12 protein-coding genes are annotated in these 15056 nt (G+C 72.9%); 7 read left to right on the forward strand and 5 right to left on the reverse strand.

Going from position 1 to position 15056, the window contains the following annotated elements:
* Window positions 1–6 precede the first annotated feature (6 nt).
* Both ACWC94_RS08150 and ACWC94_RS08155 read right to left on the reverse strand, forming a co-directional pair.
* Complete coding sequence (locus tag ACWC94_RS08150; protein ID WP_450795661.1) at window positions 7–1338, reverse strand: MFS transporter; 1332 nt, start codon at window positions 1336–1338, stop codon at window positions 7–9.
* A 233-nt stretch (window positions 1339–1571) separates the two neighbouring features.
* Window positions 1572–2393 (reverse strand): DeoR/GlpR family DNA-binding transcription regulator, encoded by an 822-nt coding sequence (locus tag ACWC94_RS08155; RefSeq protein ID WP_450795564.1) that lies wholly within the window; start codon window positions 2391–2393, stop codon window positions 1572–1574.
* Between the two features lie 301 nt (window positions 2394–2694).
* Between ACWC94_RS08155 and ACWC94_RS08160 the strand changes: the two genes are divergently transcribed.
* Genes ACWC94_RS08160 through ACWC94_RS08175 form a run of 4 tightly spaced genes read left to right on the forward strand, consistent with a single transcriptional unit; the run spans window position 2695 to window position 7432 of the window.
* A complete protein-coding gene (locus ACWC94_RS08160) occupies window positions 2695–4254 on the forward strand; it encodes an FGGY family carbohydrate kinase (protein ID WP_450795565.1) in 1560 nt (519 codons plus the stop codon).
* Window positions 4247–5761, forward strand: a complete 1515-nt coding sequence (locus tag ACWC94_RS08165) for an FGGY-family carbohydrate kinase (RefSeq protein WP_450795566.1) — start codon at window positions 4247–4249, stop codon at window positions 5759–5761. The genes ACWC94_RS08160 and ACWC94_RS08165 overlap by 8 nt, the downstream gene beginning before the upstream one ends.
* Window positions 5758–6363 (forward strand): histidine phosphatase family protein, encoded by a 606-nt coding sequence (locus ACWC94_RS08170; RefSeq protein ID WP_450795567.1) that lies wholly within the window; start codon window positions 5758–5760, stop codon window positions 6361–6363. Before ACWC94_RS08165 ends, ACWC94_RS08170 begins: the two co-directional genes overlap by 4 nt.
* 25 nt (window positions 6364–6388) lie before the next feature.
* On the forward strand, window positions 6389–7432 hold the full coding sequence (locus tag ACWC94_RS08175; RefSeq protein WP_450795568.1) for a 2-hydroxyacid dehydrogenase: 1044 nt from the start codon (window positions 6389–6391) through the stop codon (window positions 7430–7432).
* A 477-nt stretch (window positions 7433–7909) separates the two neighbouring features.
* Here the strand turns inward: ACWC94_RS08175 and ACWC94_RS08180 are convergent, their stop codons facing one another.
* Complete coding sequence (locus ACWC94_RS08180; protein WP_450795569.1) at window positions 7910–9622, reverse strand: MFS transporter; 1713 nt, start codon at window positions 9620–9622, stop codon at window positions 7910–7912.
* A gap of 153 nt (window positions 9623–9775) precedes the next feature.
* Here ACWC94_RS08180 and ACWC94_RS08185 point away from each other — a divergent pair, with 153 nt between their 5' ends.
* Together ACWC94_RS08185 and msrA are read left to right on the forward strand one after the other, a co-directional pair.
* Entirely contained in the window at window positions 9776–10588 is an 813-nt protein-coding gene (locus tag ACWC94_RS08185; RefSeq protein WP_450795570.1) for a TetR/AcrR family transcriptional regulator, read from the forward strand.
* Window positions 10589–10778: 190 nt separating this feature from the next.
* Window positions 10779–11300 carry a peptide-methionine (S)-S-oxide reductase MsrA gene (msrA, locus tag ACWC94_RS08190; RefSeq protein ID WP_450795571.1) on the forward strand — a complete coding sequence of 174 codons (522 nt, stop codon included), beginning with the start codon at window positions 10779–10781 and terminating at the stop codon, window positions 11298–11300.
* 266 nt (window positions 11301–11566) lie between these two features.
* On the opposite strand, the gene ACWC94_RS08195 is transcribed toward msrA, so the two are convergent.
* Entirely contained in the window at window positions 11567–12640 is a 1074-nt protein-coding gene (locus ACWC94_RS08195; protein WP_450795572.1) for an NAD(+)/NADH kinase, read from the reverse strand.
* Between the two features lie 291 nt (window positions 12641–12931).
* The gene (locus ACWC94_RS08200) at window positions 12932–13693 is read right to left on the reverse strand and encodes an AraC family transcriptional regulator (RefSeq protein ID WP_450795573.1); all 762 of its coding nucleotides are present in this window, start codon (window positions 13691–13693) and stop codon (window positions 12932–12934) included.
* 54 nt (window positions 13694–13747) lie between these two features.
* Here ACWC94_RS08200 and ACWC94_RS08205 point away from each other — a divergent pair, with 54 nt between their 5' ends.
* A complete protein-coding gene (locus ACWC94_RS08205; protein ID WP_450795574.1) occupies window positions 13748–14947 on the forward strand; it encodes an MFS transporter in 1200 nt (399 codons plus the stop codon).
* Window positions 14948–15056 lie beyond the last annotated feature (109 nt).

Here is a 15056-nt window from a genome sequence, read left to right on the forward strand (position 1 = left end):
GGGCGGCTACACCCTCTCGGCACCGCCCGGTGCCGGCACCACGGACGCGCCGGCCGCGGCAGACTGTCCGGGCAGGGTGAGGAAGAGGGTCATGCCGGCGCTCGCCAGATAGAGCCCGGCGAAGATCCACATCACCCCCTGGACGCCGAGCGGCCCGAGGAAGAGGGCGACCACCGCCGGGCCGACGAACGTGCTGGCCCCGGCGCCGAGGTTGAGTGCCGACATCGCCTGCCCCTTGTGCTCCGGTGCCAGCGAGGGCATGAGCGCGGACAGCGGTACGTAACCGGCGAGCGTCGCGCCGAAGAGGCTCACCAGGACCATGGCCAGCGGGAAGCTGTCGCCGGAGGCCACGGTGCCGTAGTAGAGCAGCAGCGTGGTGACCGCGCAGCCCACCCCGCCGAACCAGGCGACGGTGCGCTGCCAGCCGAGGCGGTCGCCGACCAGACCGAAGAGCAGGTTGAAGAAGATGTTGGTGGCGAACATCGCCGACAGCAGCCGCAGCCACTCGGTCAGGGAGAAGCCCAGCGTGTCGGTGAAGAACACGGGCAGGAAGACCAGGAACCCGAACTGTGCCGCGGTGTTGACGGTGCGCACCACCGCGCCGACCCCGATGCGCGGGTTGCGCCAGATGATGGAGAGCGAGCCGAGCAGCGTGGCCACCGGACGCTCACCGGTGGGCGCCAGCCGGTTCCCGCCCGTCGGCTCGCGCACCAGGAGCAGCGTGATCAGACCGCCCGCGACCACCAGGGCCAGTGCGAACCACAGGGTGCGGTACGTGCCCATCCACGGCACCGTGAAGCTGGCGACCAGTGAGCCGAGCGTGGGCAGCCCGCCGGTGAAGGCGAACCAGAACCAGCCCACGGCGGAGCCGAGCCGGTGCCGGGGCGTCACCGCCGTCACCCAGACCAGGAACCCGTAGGCGAACAGCGGATACCCGAATCCGCGCAGACCATAGGTGGTCAGCAGCAGCCAGTAGTGGTGCGTCGGGACGGCGAGGCCGAGAAAGGCCACCTGCAGCGCGGCCCAGACGGCGAGGCCCAGCATCATCACACGGCGCGGGCCCCACAGGTCGGAGAGCGCCCCGGAGAACCAGGCGGAGATGCTCGCCGTGACACCGTAGACGGTGAACAGCAGTGCCACGCGTTCCTTGGAGATGCCCTCGTCCAGCAGATAGGGCGAGAGAAATCCCGATTCCACACCATCGCCGATCATGAAGATCAGAACACCGAGAAAACCCCAGGACAGGGCCTTCGGAATGCCTATTCGGTCCAGGAATGTGCGGGGTCCGCTTTCTGTGGCTCTGGCAGCGGAATTCAGGGGGACGGTCACGGCGGCCACCTTCTTGGGAAATGGGGAGAGCGGAGTGCCGTACGGCGTGGGACCGATGAAAAGTCCGGTCCGGGGCGGGGTCAATCCGTCATCGGAAAGACCTCGCCGGCCGTGTGACCCGTGGTGTTAAGTCGCCCGTCCGTCGCTGTGCGGACAGTCCGGGACCGAGCGCGTCGCCGCAGATCAGAACGGTGTGCGGGCTGCCGCGGACTGTGGTGCGCCGAGTGAGAACCGTGTGATGTTCACGTGGCGAGGTGCGGCCGGGGTGTTCCGGGTGCCGGGGAGACGGTGCGGACGTGAACTCCGTTGTCGCGCAGTCGCCGTACCTCTCCCGCGGGAGCGGCGTCGTCGACGAGGACCAGGTCGAAGTCGGTGAGCGGGGCGAGCGCGTACAGACCCTGGTTGGCGAACTTGGTGTGGTCGATGATCAGCACCCGGCGCGAGGCGGCGGCCATCATGGCCCGTTTGACCTGCACCGTCTCGGGCGACATGTGGTAGCAGCGGCCGCCGGTCACCGCCGTCGTGGACATGAACAGCACGTCCGCCCGGAACGCCTCCACGCTGTGCGCGGTGTGCACACCCATGAAGGCGTCGTAGGCCGGGAAGTAGGTGCCGCCCAGCGCGACCAGTGCCACGCCGGGTTCGCGGGCCAGCGCCGAGATGGCCGGCAGCGAGTTGCTGATCGCCGTGATCGGGGTGTGCTCCGGCAGGTGCCGGACCAGGTGCAGACAGGTCGTGGAGTCGTCGATCATCACGACCTGGCCGGGCGCGAGTTCCTCGGCGGCGGCGCGCGCCAGCAGCTGCTTGGTGTGCACCATTGTCGACAGGCGTTCGCCGGCGCTGCCGTGGAACTGTGTCGAGGGCAGACAGCTCGCCCCGCCGCGCACTTTGCGCAGCCACCCCTGGGCCTGCAGGGCGTCCAGATCACGGTGGATGGTCATGACGCTCACGCCGAACTCGGCCGCGAGGTCGGTGGTGCGGACGAACCCCTTGCTCGTGACGAGTTCGCGCATCTGGCTCCGACGCCCCTCCTGGGCGTCCGTCCGGGCGTCCGGACCGGCCATGGCAGCGGCTCCTTCCTGCGAAGAGGCTCATGAGATTCCCACATGAACGTAACACGGGCCGGGCGGGCCCTGGCCTGGGCGGTGCCCCGGTGAGCGGCGTACGCGCAGGGTGGCGCGCCGGATCCGGCAGGGAAATTAACACGGCGCGCGGGGCCGGCCGCGGGATAAGTCGCGGTGCCGATTGACGGCCTCTTCCGATCCGCGTTTCCTGATTTCTGCGAGCCGCCCGGGGCCGGACCGTTCGATCCGACAGATCCGTTCCGCGGGCGCGGGCCTTTGCGAAGGGGCAGGTATTGCAGTCATGTCGGTTCTCACCATCGACGTCGGAACCTCGGTCATCAAATCCGTCGTGTTCGACGACCAGGGCCGGGAGCTGGCGGTCTCCCGCATCGGCACCGAGGTGCTGCGGCCCCGTCCCGGCTGGGCCGAGCAGGACATGGACGCGGTGTGGAACGGGGTCGTGCACACCGTGCGCGGCGTCCTGTCCCAGCCCGGCCCCGCCCAGGACCCGGTCTGGCTGGTGAGCTTCACCGCCCAGGGCGACGGGTGCTGGCTCGTGGACGGCGACGGACGTCCCACCGGCCCGGCGATCCTGTGGTCCGACGGGCGCGCCGGCGACCTGCTCACCCGGTGGCAGGCCGACGGAGTCCTGGAGCAGGCGTTCCGCCGCAACGGCTCGCTCACCTGCGGCGGCATGCCGAACGCGGTGCTCAGCTGGTTCGCCGAGCACGACCCGGAGAGACTGCGGCGCTCCCGGACCGCGCTGACGGCGGCCGGCTGGCTGTTCCTGAAGCTCACCGGGGTCACCGCCATCGACGAGTCCGACGCCTCGGCACCCTTCCTCGACCACACCACCGGCGCGTACGACCCCGTGATCCTCGACCTCTTCGCGATGAAGTGGGCCGAGCCGCTGCTGCCACGGATCCTCGGCGAGCACGAGCGCATCGCCGAGATCACCCACCACACCGCCGCCGAACTCGGCCTGCCCGCCGGGCTGCCCGTCGTCATGGCCCCCTACGACATCGCCGCCACCGCCCGCGGTGCCGGAGCCGTCAACCCCGGCCAGGCGTGCGCCATCCTCGGCACCACCCTGTGCACCGAGATCGTCACCCGCGAGCCGGACACGAGCGGGGAGCCGTGCGGCATCAACATCGCCTATCGCGGTCGCGAACGCATCCTGCGCGCCTTCCCCACCCTCTCCGGCACCGAGGTCCTCGACTGGGCCTGCCGCACCCTCGCCGTCGAGGACCCCGCCGCCCTCGGCAGGCTCGCCTTCGGCACCGAACCGGGGGCGGCCGGACTGGCGTTCCTGCCGTACCTCTCGCCCGCCGGTGAGCGCGCCCCGTTCCTGGACCCGCACGCCCGCGGCGCCTTCTGGGGCCTGTCCCTCGACCACACCCCCGCCCATGTCGCCCGCGCCGTCTTCGAGGGACTGTCCCTCGTCGTCCGCGACTGCCTGGCCGCGTCCGGGACCGACGTCCACGAACTACGCCTGTGCGGCGGCGGCTCCGCCAGCGACGCCTGGTGCGGACTCATCGCGGACGTCACCGGCGTGCCGACGGCCCGCGGCGCCGACACCGAACTGGGCGCCAAGGGCGCGTTCCTGACCGGTCTCGTCCTCACGGGGGCGGAGACCAGCATGCACAGCGCCGCAGCCAAGTACGTCCGCATGCGCGCGAGCTGGGAACCGGACCCCGGACGTGCCGCGTTCTACGACGGCCTCTACGACACATACCTGACCTGGCGCGACGCCGCCCGCTCCCTCGGCTGGGCCCCCGTGCCCGCGGCTGTGTCCGCCCCGTCGCCCGCTGCCGTACCGGCCGCCTCCCCGGCCCGCACCCCGGAGACTCCGCATGTCTGACGCCCTGTCACCCGATGCCGTCCACCTCGGACTCGACCTCGGCACCCAGAGCGCCCGCGCGGTCGCCGTGGACGGCACCGGCCGGCTGCTGGGGGCAGCCTCCCGACCGCTGACCGGCCGCCGTGACGGCGTACGCCACGAGCAGGACCCCGAGCAGTGGTGGTCCGCACTCGCCGCCGCCGGCCGCGAGGCCCTGACCGGCATCGAACCGCGCCGGGTGCGGGGCCTGGCCGTGGACGCCACGTCCGGGACCGTGCTCCTGGCCGACTCCGCGGGCATCCCCCTCACCCCGGGCCTCATGTACGACGACCGCCGGGCCGACGCGTACGCCGACCGCGTCAACGCCCGCGGCGCGCGGGTGTGGGAGAAGCTCGGCTACCGCGCCATGCAGCCGTCCTGGGCACTGCCCAAACTGCTCTGGCTGCTGGACGACCCGAGCCGGTGGGGCGACCGGCGCCTCCCGGCAGGGGCCCGGCTGCTGCACCAGGCCGATCTGATCACCTGGCGCCTCGCCGGACACCAGGTCCCCAGCGACGCCAGCCACGCCCTGAAGACGGGCTACGACCTGGTCGCCGAGCGGTGGCCCGACGCCGAACTGGACGCGCTCGGCGTCCCGAGCGGCCTGCTGCCCGACGTCGTACGGCCCGGAACGGTCCTGGGCACGGTGTGCACCGAGGCCGCCGAGACCACCGGCATCCCCGCCGGCACCCCCATCACCGCGGGCATGACCGACGGCTGCGCGGCACAGATCGGAGCCGGCGCGCTCACCCCCGGCTCCTGGAACTCCGTGCTGGGCACCACCCTGGTGTGCAAGGGCGCGAGCCCCCACCTCGTCCGCGATCCCGGTGGTGTGGTGTACTGCCACCGCGGCCCCGGCGGCACCTGGCTGCCCGGCGGGGCCTCCAGCAGCGGCGCCGGCGTCCTCGCGCACCGCTTCCCCGCGGCGAGCCCCGCCGACCTCGACACGCTGACCGCGCGGGCCGCCGCGACCGGCTCCACCGCCGTCGTCTATCCGCTGGTCGGCTCCGGCGGAGAGCGCTTCCCGTTCCGCGCTCCCGGCGCCGAATCCTTCGTCCTGGGCGAACCCTCGGGCGACGCGGAGGAGTTCCACGCCTGCCTGCTGGGCGTGGCGTTGCTCGAACGGCTCTGCTTCGACTACCTCGACCACCTCGGCGCCCCGGTCGACGGCCCGCTCACGTTCACCGGCGGCGGGGCCCGCAACCGCTACTGGGCGCAGCTGCGCGCCGACGTGCTCGGCCGCCCCGCCCGGCTGCCGGAGCAGGCCGAGAGCGCCCTCGGCATGGCGGTGCTCGCCGCCACCGCCTCGGGTGCCACGCTGGAGGAGGCCGCCGGCGCCATGGTGCGGCTGCGCGACGAACTCCGCCCCGACCCCGCCCGTACCGCCCGCCTGCTCCCCGTCTACCTCGATTTCGTCGACGCGCTGGTCCGCCGCGGCTGGCTGGCACCGGCCGTGGCCGACCACGCGCGCGGAAGGGCCCTCCCGTGACCGACTTCGTCCTCGTCCGCCATGGGGAGACCGTCTGGCACGCGGAGAACCGCTACGCGGGCCGCACCGACGTGCCGCTCACCGAGCTCGGCCGCCGGCAGGCCGCCGAGCTGGGGATGTGGGCCGCCGGACAGCACCTGGACGCCGTACTCTGCTCACCGCTGTCCCGGGCCCGGCAGACCGCCGAGCCCGCGGCGACCGCCCTCGGCCTCACGCCCTGGGTCGACGAGCGCCTCTACGAGGTGGACTTCGGCCGCGGCGACGGTCTCACCCGCGCCGAGATGGCCGAGGCCTTCCCCGAGGCACTCGCCGCCTTCCTCGCCGACCCGGTCGCCCACCATCTGCCCGGCGGAGAGCACCCCGCCACCGCGGCGGACCGTGCGGTCGACTGCCTTCAGGAGGCCGCGCACAAGCTTCCCGACGGGCGTGTCCTCGTCGTGGCCCACTCCACTCTGCTGCGCCTGGTGCTGTGCCGGCTGCTCGGCATTCCCCTCGCGCGCTACCGCCAGGTCTTCCCCGCCCTGCACAACGGCGCCCTGACCGAACTGCGGCTGCGCGACGGCCAGGCGTCCCTGCTCCGCCTCAACGCCCCCGTTCGCTGATCCCTCGCTCTCCGGGAGAACCACCGTGCCCACCACCGTCCTCGCCGCCGGCGACCACTTCGTCCTGCCCGGGCTGCTCGCACAGGAACTGCGCGCCGCCGCGCCCGCCGGCCTCGACCTGGACATCCGGCAGCTCCAACTGCCGTGGCCGCACACCCCGTTCGTGCAGGTCGCCGAGGTCGACGAGGCGTCCGGAACCGAGGAGGAGATGATCGAGGCGCTGCGCGGCGTACGGATCTGTGTCACCCAGATGGCACCGCTCACCGAACGGGTGCTGGCCGCCTGCCCCGATCTGGAGCTGTTCTGCGTCAGCCGGGGCGGACCGGTCAACGCCAACCTGGAGGCCGCCACCCGCCACGGCGTCGCCGTCTGCTACGCCCCGGGCCGCAACGCCGTCGCCACGGCGGAGCACACCCTGGCGCTCGTCCTCGCCGCGGCCCGCGGGATCGGCGACGTCCACACCGACCTGAAGCAGGGCACCTGGCGTGGCGACTACTACGACTACACGCGCTGCGGTGCCGAGATCGACGGCTCGGTCGTGGGCCTGGTGGGCTTCGGCGCCATCGGCTCGCGCGTCGCCCGGGTCCTGACCGCGATGGGGGCCACGGTCCTCGTCCACGACCCCTATGTGCCGCCGGAGGCGGTGCGGGGCGTCGCACGGCTCGTGTCCCTGGACGAACTGCTGAGCCGCTCCCGGATCGTCTCCCTGCACGCGCGCGTGACGGACGAGACCCGCGGCATGATCGGACAGGCCCAGATCGCGGCGATGCCGCGCGGCTCCGTCCTCGTCAACTGCGCCCGGGGTGCCCTGGTCGACTACGACGCGGTGTGCGACGCGCTCGACTCGGGACATCTGGCAGCCGCCGGCTTCGACGTGTTCCCCGTCGAACCGGTACCGGCCGGTTCGCGCCTGCTGTCCACCCCGGGCGTGATCCTCACCCCGCACATCGCCGGCGCGAGCCGTGAGGTCGCCCACAAGGCCGCCCGGATCGTCGCCGCGGACGCCGCCCGTTTCCTCCGCGGCGCGCCACTGGCCCACTGCGCCAACCCCGAGGCGTTGAAGGGCTGACGCGGCGCCCCGCCTTCCGCGCGTGTCAGTCCGCGTGTCAGGAGGCAGCTCGATCCTCCTCCGTGCACGCGACCGCCCGTACCGGGCCCGTCGTATCCGGCGCGCCGGTGCAGGTGACGGCGGCGCGTCGCGTGCGAGGTGGCCGGCGGGCCGGGCGTGCGGGTGCCCGAGCGCGGCGTGCCGCCCGGGGTCCTTCCGCGCAACGGGCCGTGCACGGAGCCGTGGCCGGAGCGGGCGGAACGCTCCGCTGTTCGCGCGGCGGCGGCCACCGTATCCCGCCGAGGGCGGACCGGTGTCCCCGGACGGTCCCGGAGGCGTGGCCCGGTCCGACGGCCGACGTCGGCGCACGGGCCGGCCCGTCGGCCCTCCTCACGCGGGCGGACACCGGGCCGGCCCCACCCCATGGAGCCGGGGTGGCCCGGCGTTTCTCCCCAGGGGCCCGCCCGCCCCGTTGGATCCGGTGCCGGCAGGCCCGCATCAGTGCCCGGCGGACCCTTCGGGGCGCGCGTGGCGCGGCAGCAGGAACGCGAGCAGGAAGGTCAGGGCGAGCATGCCGTCGACGATCCACAGCACCGTCTTCATGACGGAGCCGAAACCGCTCCGGAAGGCCGACGACGTGGTGGTCCGCAGCGCGCCGGGTATCCGGGCGGCGGCCTGGGGTGAGGTGACGGCCGCGCGGGTGTCCCGCTCCAGGCGCGCGCAGGACGCCGGGGCCGTGGCGGGGTCCTTGGCCACGGCGCGGTCCGAGGCGCATGTGCGCAGGTCGGCCACGAGGCGCTCCTGAGCGGCGGGCGTGACGTGCGCGGCGGCGAGCTGTCCGCGCAGCGCGCCGGAGTGGTGGCCGACGGCGGTGGCGATCCCACCGCCCAGCAGACCGAAGAACACGGTGCCGAGGAGGGCCACCCCGAAAGCGCCGCCGAGCTGCTGCATCGCGGTCATCGTGCCGGACGCCGAACCCGTCTCGTGCTGCTCGACGCTGGCGAGCACGATGTCGAAGAACGGCGCCATGAGCAGGCCCATCCCGACGCCGGTGACGAGCAGCGACGGCACGAGCTGCCAGGGGCCGACGTCGGACCCCACCCTGTCGAGGGTCAGCCACACCCCGAACACACCGGCCGCCATGACCAGCGTGCCGGCCTGCAGGACGGCCCGTCCGAACCGGGCGACACCCTGAGCGGCCCCGAACCCGACGATCATGCCGCCCGAGCAGGGCACCATCACGAGTCCCGCCTTCAGCGGCGAGTAACCGAGACCGATCTGGGTGTAGAGGTTGAACACCAGCATGAAGCCCTGCATGGTCGAGAAGAACACCAGCCCGAGGGTCATGCCGCCGCTGAAACCCCGCTTGCGGAACAGGCCGGGGACGACCAGCGGGTCCCGGCCCGCCTTGCTGCGGCGTACCTCGTAGACGCCGAAGGCGATGAAGACGACCACCGAGGCGGCCATCATCAGGAACGTCCACCCGGACCAGTCGTACTCACGGCCTTGGACCAGCGGGAAGATGATGAGCAGCGCGGCCAGGGAGACCAGGAGCATGCCGGGGATGTCGAGGCGCGGCTTGGTGCCGGACAGGCTCCTCGGCAGATAGCGCAGGGCACCGAGGAAGGCGGCGACGCCCAGCGGCAGGTTGATCAGGAAGATCATCCGCCAGCCGGTGCCGAGGTAGTCGGCGTCCACGAGCCAGCCCGCCAGGACCGGCCCGCACACCGAGGACAGTCCCATGACCGGGCCGAACATGCCGAAGGCCTTCTGCGACTCCTGCGGCGGGAACATCTCCTTGATCATGCCGAGGCCCTGCGGCAGCATCACCGCGCCGAACAGTCCCTGTACGACGCGTGCGGCGATCAGCATCTCGGGTGACACGGACAGCGCGCACAGCAGCGATCCCACGGTGAAGCCGGCGGCTCCCACCAGGAACATCCGGTGGCGCCCGTGAATGTCCCCGAGCCGTCCGCCGGTGACGAGCCCGACGGCCATCGAGAGCGTGTACGCGGCGGCGAGCCACTGCAGTGTGGAGGCGCCGCCGCCGAGGTCGGCCCGCATGGACGGGCCGGCGATGTTCGTGACGACGGCGTCGAGGAGGTCCATCACCTCGGCCGCGAGGATGACGAAGAGAGCAGCCCAGCGCCATCGGTAGGGCGCTGGAGAGTCGGCGGGCGTCTCGACGGACGCGACACCGGTGGTGGACATCGGAACCCCCTGGGCAGAACAGTGTTCAATGAGAGAACGGCGTTCATCAAGATATAGCGCAATCTGCGGGCAGCGACAAGCTATATCGCGTCTGGCACTGAACGCCGCTCAGTGCCGGAGAACACTGTTCTCCCCGAGACCTAGACTGGCCGCATGACCGACGAGGCCTCCGACGCCCGCAACTCCCCTCCGGCGTCCCCCTGGGACCGCGAGCGGCGGGCGCGCACCCACGTGATGCGCAGGCGCGAGCCGCTGTCGCGCGAACGGGTCGTCGAGGCCGCCTTCACCGTGCTGGACCGCCAGGGGCTCGACGGCCTGTCGATGCGTCAGGTGGCGTCCGAGCTGGGCGTCACGGTCTCCGCCCTCTACGTCCACGTCAGCTCCAAGGACGACCTCCTGGAGCTGATGTACACGCGGCTCTTCGACGGCTTCACCCTGCCCGAACCCGACCCGGAACGGTGGCGGGAACAGGTGCGGGACTACGCCCGCTCGGGGCGGCGGCGCCTGCTGGCGCACCGGGACATGGCCCGGATCTCCATGGCCCACGTCCCCTTCACGGCCGAACTGCTGCCGCACGTCGAGGCGTTGCTGGCCATCTTCCGCACCGCGGGGCTGCCCGACCACATCGCGGCGGAGGCCGGTGACCTCATCTCCACCTACATCGACGGGTTCGTCCTGGAGGAGGGCATGTGGCAGGACCGGGCCGCTCGGCACGGCGGTGCCGACTCCTCCCTGGCCCGCCCCGACTGGCGTGAGATGGCCGACGAGATGCGGGACTACTTCGCGTCCCTGCCCGCGGCGGAATTCCCCCATCTGCGTGCCCTGGCCGGGCTGATCGTGTCGGACTCGTCCGACGAGAGGTTCGACGTCGGCCTGGAGATCATCCTGCGCGGCCTGGCGAGCTATCTGCCCGACCCCGGGTCCGGCGGGCGTCCTGACGCACACCGGACCCGGGACACCAGCTGATCCGCGACGCCCGGTCCCGGCGAAGCGACGCGTGCGGCCCGTTGCCCTGGGGGATGCAGCGGACCGCCGGCCTGGACGCGCATCGCCTCGTCAAGAGGACTAGACCAGCTAAGTGCGCAGCCGGTATTAGGGTGATCGTGTACACCGGCGCGCCGACAGCGGTGCCGGGCTCGAGCGTCAGGAGTGACCGATGACCGTGGAAAACCAGCGGGCCGTACTCGCAGGGGGTTGTTTCTGGGGCATGCAGGATCTGATCCGGAAGCAGCCGGGCGTGGTCTCCACGCGCGTCGGCTACAGCGGCGGTGACACCCCGAACGCGACGTACCGCCATCACGGCGACCACGCCGAGGCCATCGAGATCCTCTTCGATCCCACGACCACCAGCTACCGCGACATCCTGGAGTTCTTCTTCCAGATCCACGACCCCACCACCAGGGACCGCCAGGGCAACGACATCGGGCGCAGCTACCGGTCCGCCATCTTCTACGCCGACGAAGAGCAGCACCGCGTCGCCGTGGACACGATCGCGGACGTCGAGGCGAGCGGGCTGTGGCCGGGAAAGGTGGTCACGGAGGTGGAACCCCTGGGTGACTTCTGGGAGGCGGAACCCGAGCACCAGGACTACCTGGAGCGCTATCCCAATGGCTACACGTGCCACTTCCCGCGGCCGAACTGGAAGCTCCCGCGCAGGGGGTCGTCCACGACGAACTGAGCCGAGCGGGCACGGAGGTCCGGCCGTCCGGCCGCTGGGGTCCAGGCCCGGCCGGAAGGCCGCCGGGGACGCCCGCCCCAGCAGCACCGCGTGGCCGGGGCGGGCGCGGTCCTGCCACCGGCGCTCGTCCGCGCCCTTGGACCTGTCACGGCGTCCGAGGGCGCGGATCACCCGTGCCCCGGTGCGGACACCGTTGACCGGTCACGGCGACGTGGGCTCTCTCCAGCGCCCACGTGGTCCGAGAGGCCCGCACACACCCATCGGCCTCAAGACGGCCGTGCGCCGTTCCCGGGAGTCGGAGGCAGCGCCAGGTGGGCGAGGTCGTCCGGTGGGGGCGTGGTGACCGGCCACAGGGGAGCGGCCTCGCCGTCGGCGAGCGCGGCCGGCGCGTCGGTCAGGTTCATACGCTCGCGCAGCCGGCCGTAGAAGTCCGTCGGGCCCAGCCGGACCGCCTTCAGCCTGCGGGGCGCGGCATACACGCCGATCCAGTCCCCGGGGCTCAGCACCCCGCGCAGCTGGCCGTCGATGCTGACGGCGGCCTGGCCGGACCGTTCGAGGATCCGCAGGGCGATCGGTTCGTCGGGGGCGGCGACGACCGAGCGGTTGAACACCATGTGCGGGGCGACCGGCGTGAACACCAGCCCCTCCGCGCGCGGCGAGACCACCGGACCGCCGGCGGCGAAACTGTACGCGGTCGAGCCCGTGGGCGTCGCCACCAGGAGCGCGTCGGCGGAGTAGCAGGCCAGGAGCCGGCCGGCCAGATAGACACCGACCGACACCTGCCGGTCCCTGGCGAGCTTCTCCACGACGACGTCGTTCAGCGCCGTGACGTTCAGCGCGACGCCCCAGTCGTCACCCGCCACGCACTCCGTCCGCACCCGGGGCGGCGGCAGCATCGGCCCGCGGCCGTACCGCAGCAGCGCCTCCATCTGCGCGGGCACCTCCAGCCGGCACGACGCCCGCAGGGTGAGGAGCATCCGGCTCTCGACACTGATCCGTCCGGCAAGGACCGCGTCCAGCGCCGCGCGCACCGCCGGGGCCGGGACCTCGGTGAGGAAGCCGACCCGGCCGAGGTCGACGCCCAGGACCAGGGCGTCGTTCTCGGCCGCCAGCCGGGCACCGCGCAGGAACGTGCCGTCGCCGCCGAGGGTGACGATGAGGTCCGGATCGCCCGCCGCGTCGACCTCCTCCCGGGCGCTGTGCCGCGCTCCCTCCTGCCACACGTCGATGTCGGCACACCCCACGGCGTGCTCCGCGCACCACGCCCGCACCGCGCGTGCGGCGGCCACGGCCTCGGTGCGGCCGCCGTGCACCACCAGGCCGACACGGTTCACCGTCATATCCGCCTCCCAGCCGGCTGTTCCCCTTCGCCATCCTCGCCCGCGCACCGCTCCCGCGCGGCCCGCGCCACGCGGGCGGCTCCCTGGGCAGCGGCGCCCGCGCACCTGCGCACGGTGGAGACGGCCACGGGAGGGTCTCCGCCATGAACGGTGCGCGGTGCTCCTTCGGCGCGCTGTGCCGCGGGCCGGGGCACGGGGCCGCGCACGGCGGGATCTCCGCCCGCCTCAGCCTCCGCCACCGGACCGAGCGGCGTCCGGCGGCCTCGTCATGCCTGTGACGTCGCGCCGGCGTCAGCCGACCGACCCGCCGGTGCCCCTCGGGCGCAAGCCCGGTGTGTGGCCGAAGGTGCGGCGGAAGACGTCAATGAAGGCGCTGGCCGAGGACCAGCCGCACCGGTGCGCCACCGTGGTCACCGGAGTCTGCTCGGCCAGCAGGACCAGCGCGTGGTGCAGCCGCAACTGGGTGCGCCACTGCGGGAACGTCATGCCGAGGTCGCCGCGGAACAGCCGCGACAGCGTACGGTCGCTCGCCCCGACCTCCCGGCCCAGCTCGGCCAGGGTGCGGCCGTCGGCCGGATCGGCGCGCAGGATGTCGCACAGCGTGCGCAGCAGGGGGGAGGAGGGCGTGGGCAGGTGCAGGGGCTGCTGCGGCGAGGCCCTCAGCCGGTCGAGCAACACCGCGCGCAACCGGGCCCGTTCGGCGCTGCCGTCGTCCGGCGCACGGGTGTACTCGATGATCAGCTCGCGCAGCAGGGGGTCCACGGCGAGGACGGTCGGCGTGTGCAGGGCCAGCGGGTTCTCGGTCGCCGGCAGCCCCACCAGGTGCAGCTCCAGCTCGCCATGCGCCTCGTGGGCGTGGACCGTGCCGGCCGGCACCCAGATGGCACGGGTGGCCGGGGCGACCCAGGAACCCGCGTCGGTGGTGACGGCAACAACGCCCCGGCCCGCGTAGACGATCTGGTGGTCGTCGTGCCGGTGGGCCCCGATCGCCGCACGGGACGCCAGGCGCCGGGTGCGCGTCGGAGCCGTCGGATGGTGGCGGATTTCCGTCATCGCCTGGCAGATTATCGGAAGTTCGACAGTCCGGCCTGGCCGGAGCATGGCGGGGTGCGAAGGAACACATCGATCACCCTGCTGTCCGCCGGGCACGCCTGCGTCGACGTCTACCAGGGCGCCGTCGCGTCCCTGATCCCCTTTCTCGTCGCCGAGCGCGGCTACGGCTACGCCGCGGCCTCCGGTGTCGTACTCGCCGCCTCCCTGCTGTCGTCCGTGGCGCAGCCGTTCTTCGGGGCTCTCACCGACCGCCGGGCCGTCCCCTGGCTGCTGCCGGTCAGCACGCTGCTGGCCGGCGTCGGTATCGCGCTGAGCGGGCTCGCCGGCGCCTACGCCCTCACCCTGGGGTGCGCGGCGCTGTCCGGGATCGGAGTGGCCGCCTACCATCCCGAGTCCGCCCGGGTCGCCCGGCAGGCGGCCGCGGGCGCACACAGCGCCATGGGCTGGTTCTCGCTCGGCGGCAACGTGGGCTTCGCCCTGGCCCCGCTCCTGGTCGGCGCCGTCGTGGGCACGGGCGGGCTGCACCGGACGCCGCTGCTGGTGCTGCCGGCCCTCATCGGGACCGCGTCGGGTGCGGCCGTCCTGCGCGCACCTGGGCGACGGCCGTCCGTCGAGGCCGGTACGGAACCGATGGCCGGGGCCGACGACACGGCGTCCTTCGTGAAGCTGTCGCTGGCCGTGGTGTGCCGCTCGGTCGTGTTCATCGGGTTGAGCACGTTTCTCCCCCTGTACGCCGCGCACCGTGTGGGAGGTAGCCGGGCATCCGGCACCGTCGCGCTGTTCGTGCTCTATCTCGGAGGTGCGGTGGGCTCCGTGCTGGGCGGTGCGCTGGCCGAGCGGTGGGACCGCGTGACGGTGTGCCGCTGGTCGTACCTGGTCTCGGTACCGGCGGTCGCGGGCGTGGTGTGCGTCCCCGGCCCCGCTCTGTACGCGTGCGTGGCACTCACGTCCGCCGGTCTGTACGTGCCGTTCTCCCTCCAGGTCACCCTCGCCCAGGACTACCTGCCCACACGGGTCGGCACGGCCGGCGGAATCACCCTCGGTCTGGCCGTCAGCGTCGGCGGTCTCGTGAGCCCGCTCATCGGCCGGCTCGCCGACGCCACGTCCCTGCGGACCGCCCTCGCCCCGCTCGTCCTGATGCCGGCGCTCAGCTGGCTGCTGCTGCGCACCCTGCCCGAGCCGGCAACCCCGCGGAGGGTCACCGGGAAGAAAGAAGACGACACACCACCACACCCGTCAGCCCCGCGCCGGTGACCACCGGCGACGCGTTTCGTCGTGTTCGCCCGCCAGACCGCGGTGGGGGGGGCCGGGGGGGGGGCCCCGCCCCCCCCCCCCCGGGTAGGGGACGCCGGGCCGGACAAGG

The organism is Streptomyces sp. NPDC001135 (assembly GCF_053598395.1).

What these genes read in the sequence shown, in the direction of transcription:
- ACWC94_RS08165 (WP_450795566.1), top strand. Translation starts at nt 4,247, where the DNA reads ATGTCTGACGCCCTGTCACCCGATGCCGTCCACCTCGGACTCGACCTC.
- ACWC94_RS08180 (WP_450795569.1), bottom strand. Translation starts at nt 9,622, where the DNA reads ATGTCCACCACCGGTGTCGCGTCCGTCGAGACGCCCGCCGACTCTCCA.
- ACWC94_RS08155 (WP_450795564.1), bottom strand. Translation starts at nt 2,393, where the DNA reads ATGGCCGGTCCGGACGCCCGGACGGACGCCCAGGAGGGGCGTCGGAGC.
- msrA (WP_450795571.1), top strand. Translation starts at nt 10,779, where the DNA reads ATGACCGTGGAAAACCAGCGGGCCGTACTCGCAGGGGGTTGTTTCTGG.
- ACWC94_RS08195 (WP_450795572.1), bottom strand. Translation starts at nt 12,640, where the DNA reads ATGACGGTGAACCGTGTCGGCCTGGTGGTGCACGGCGGCCGCACCGAG.
- ACWC94_RS08200 (WP_450795573.1), bottom strand. Translation starts at nt 13,693, where the DNA reads ATGACGGAAATCCGCCACCATCCGACGGCTCCGACGCGCACCCGGCGC.
- ACWC94_RS08160 (WP_450795565.1), top strand. Translation starts at nt 2,695, where the DNA reads ATGTCGGTTCTCACCATCGACGTCGGAACCTCGGTCATCAAATCCGTC.
- ACWC94_RS08185 (WP_450795570.1), top strand. Translation starts at nt 9,776, where the DNA reads ATGACCGACGAGGCCTCCGACGCCCGCAACTCCCCTCCGGCGTCCCCC.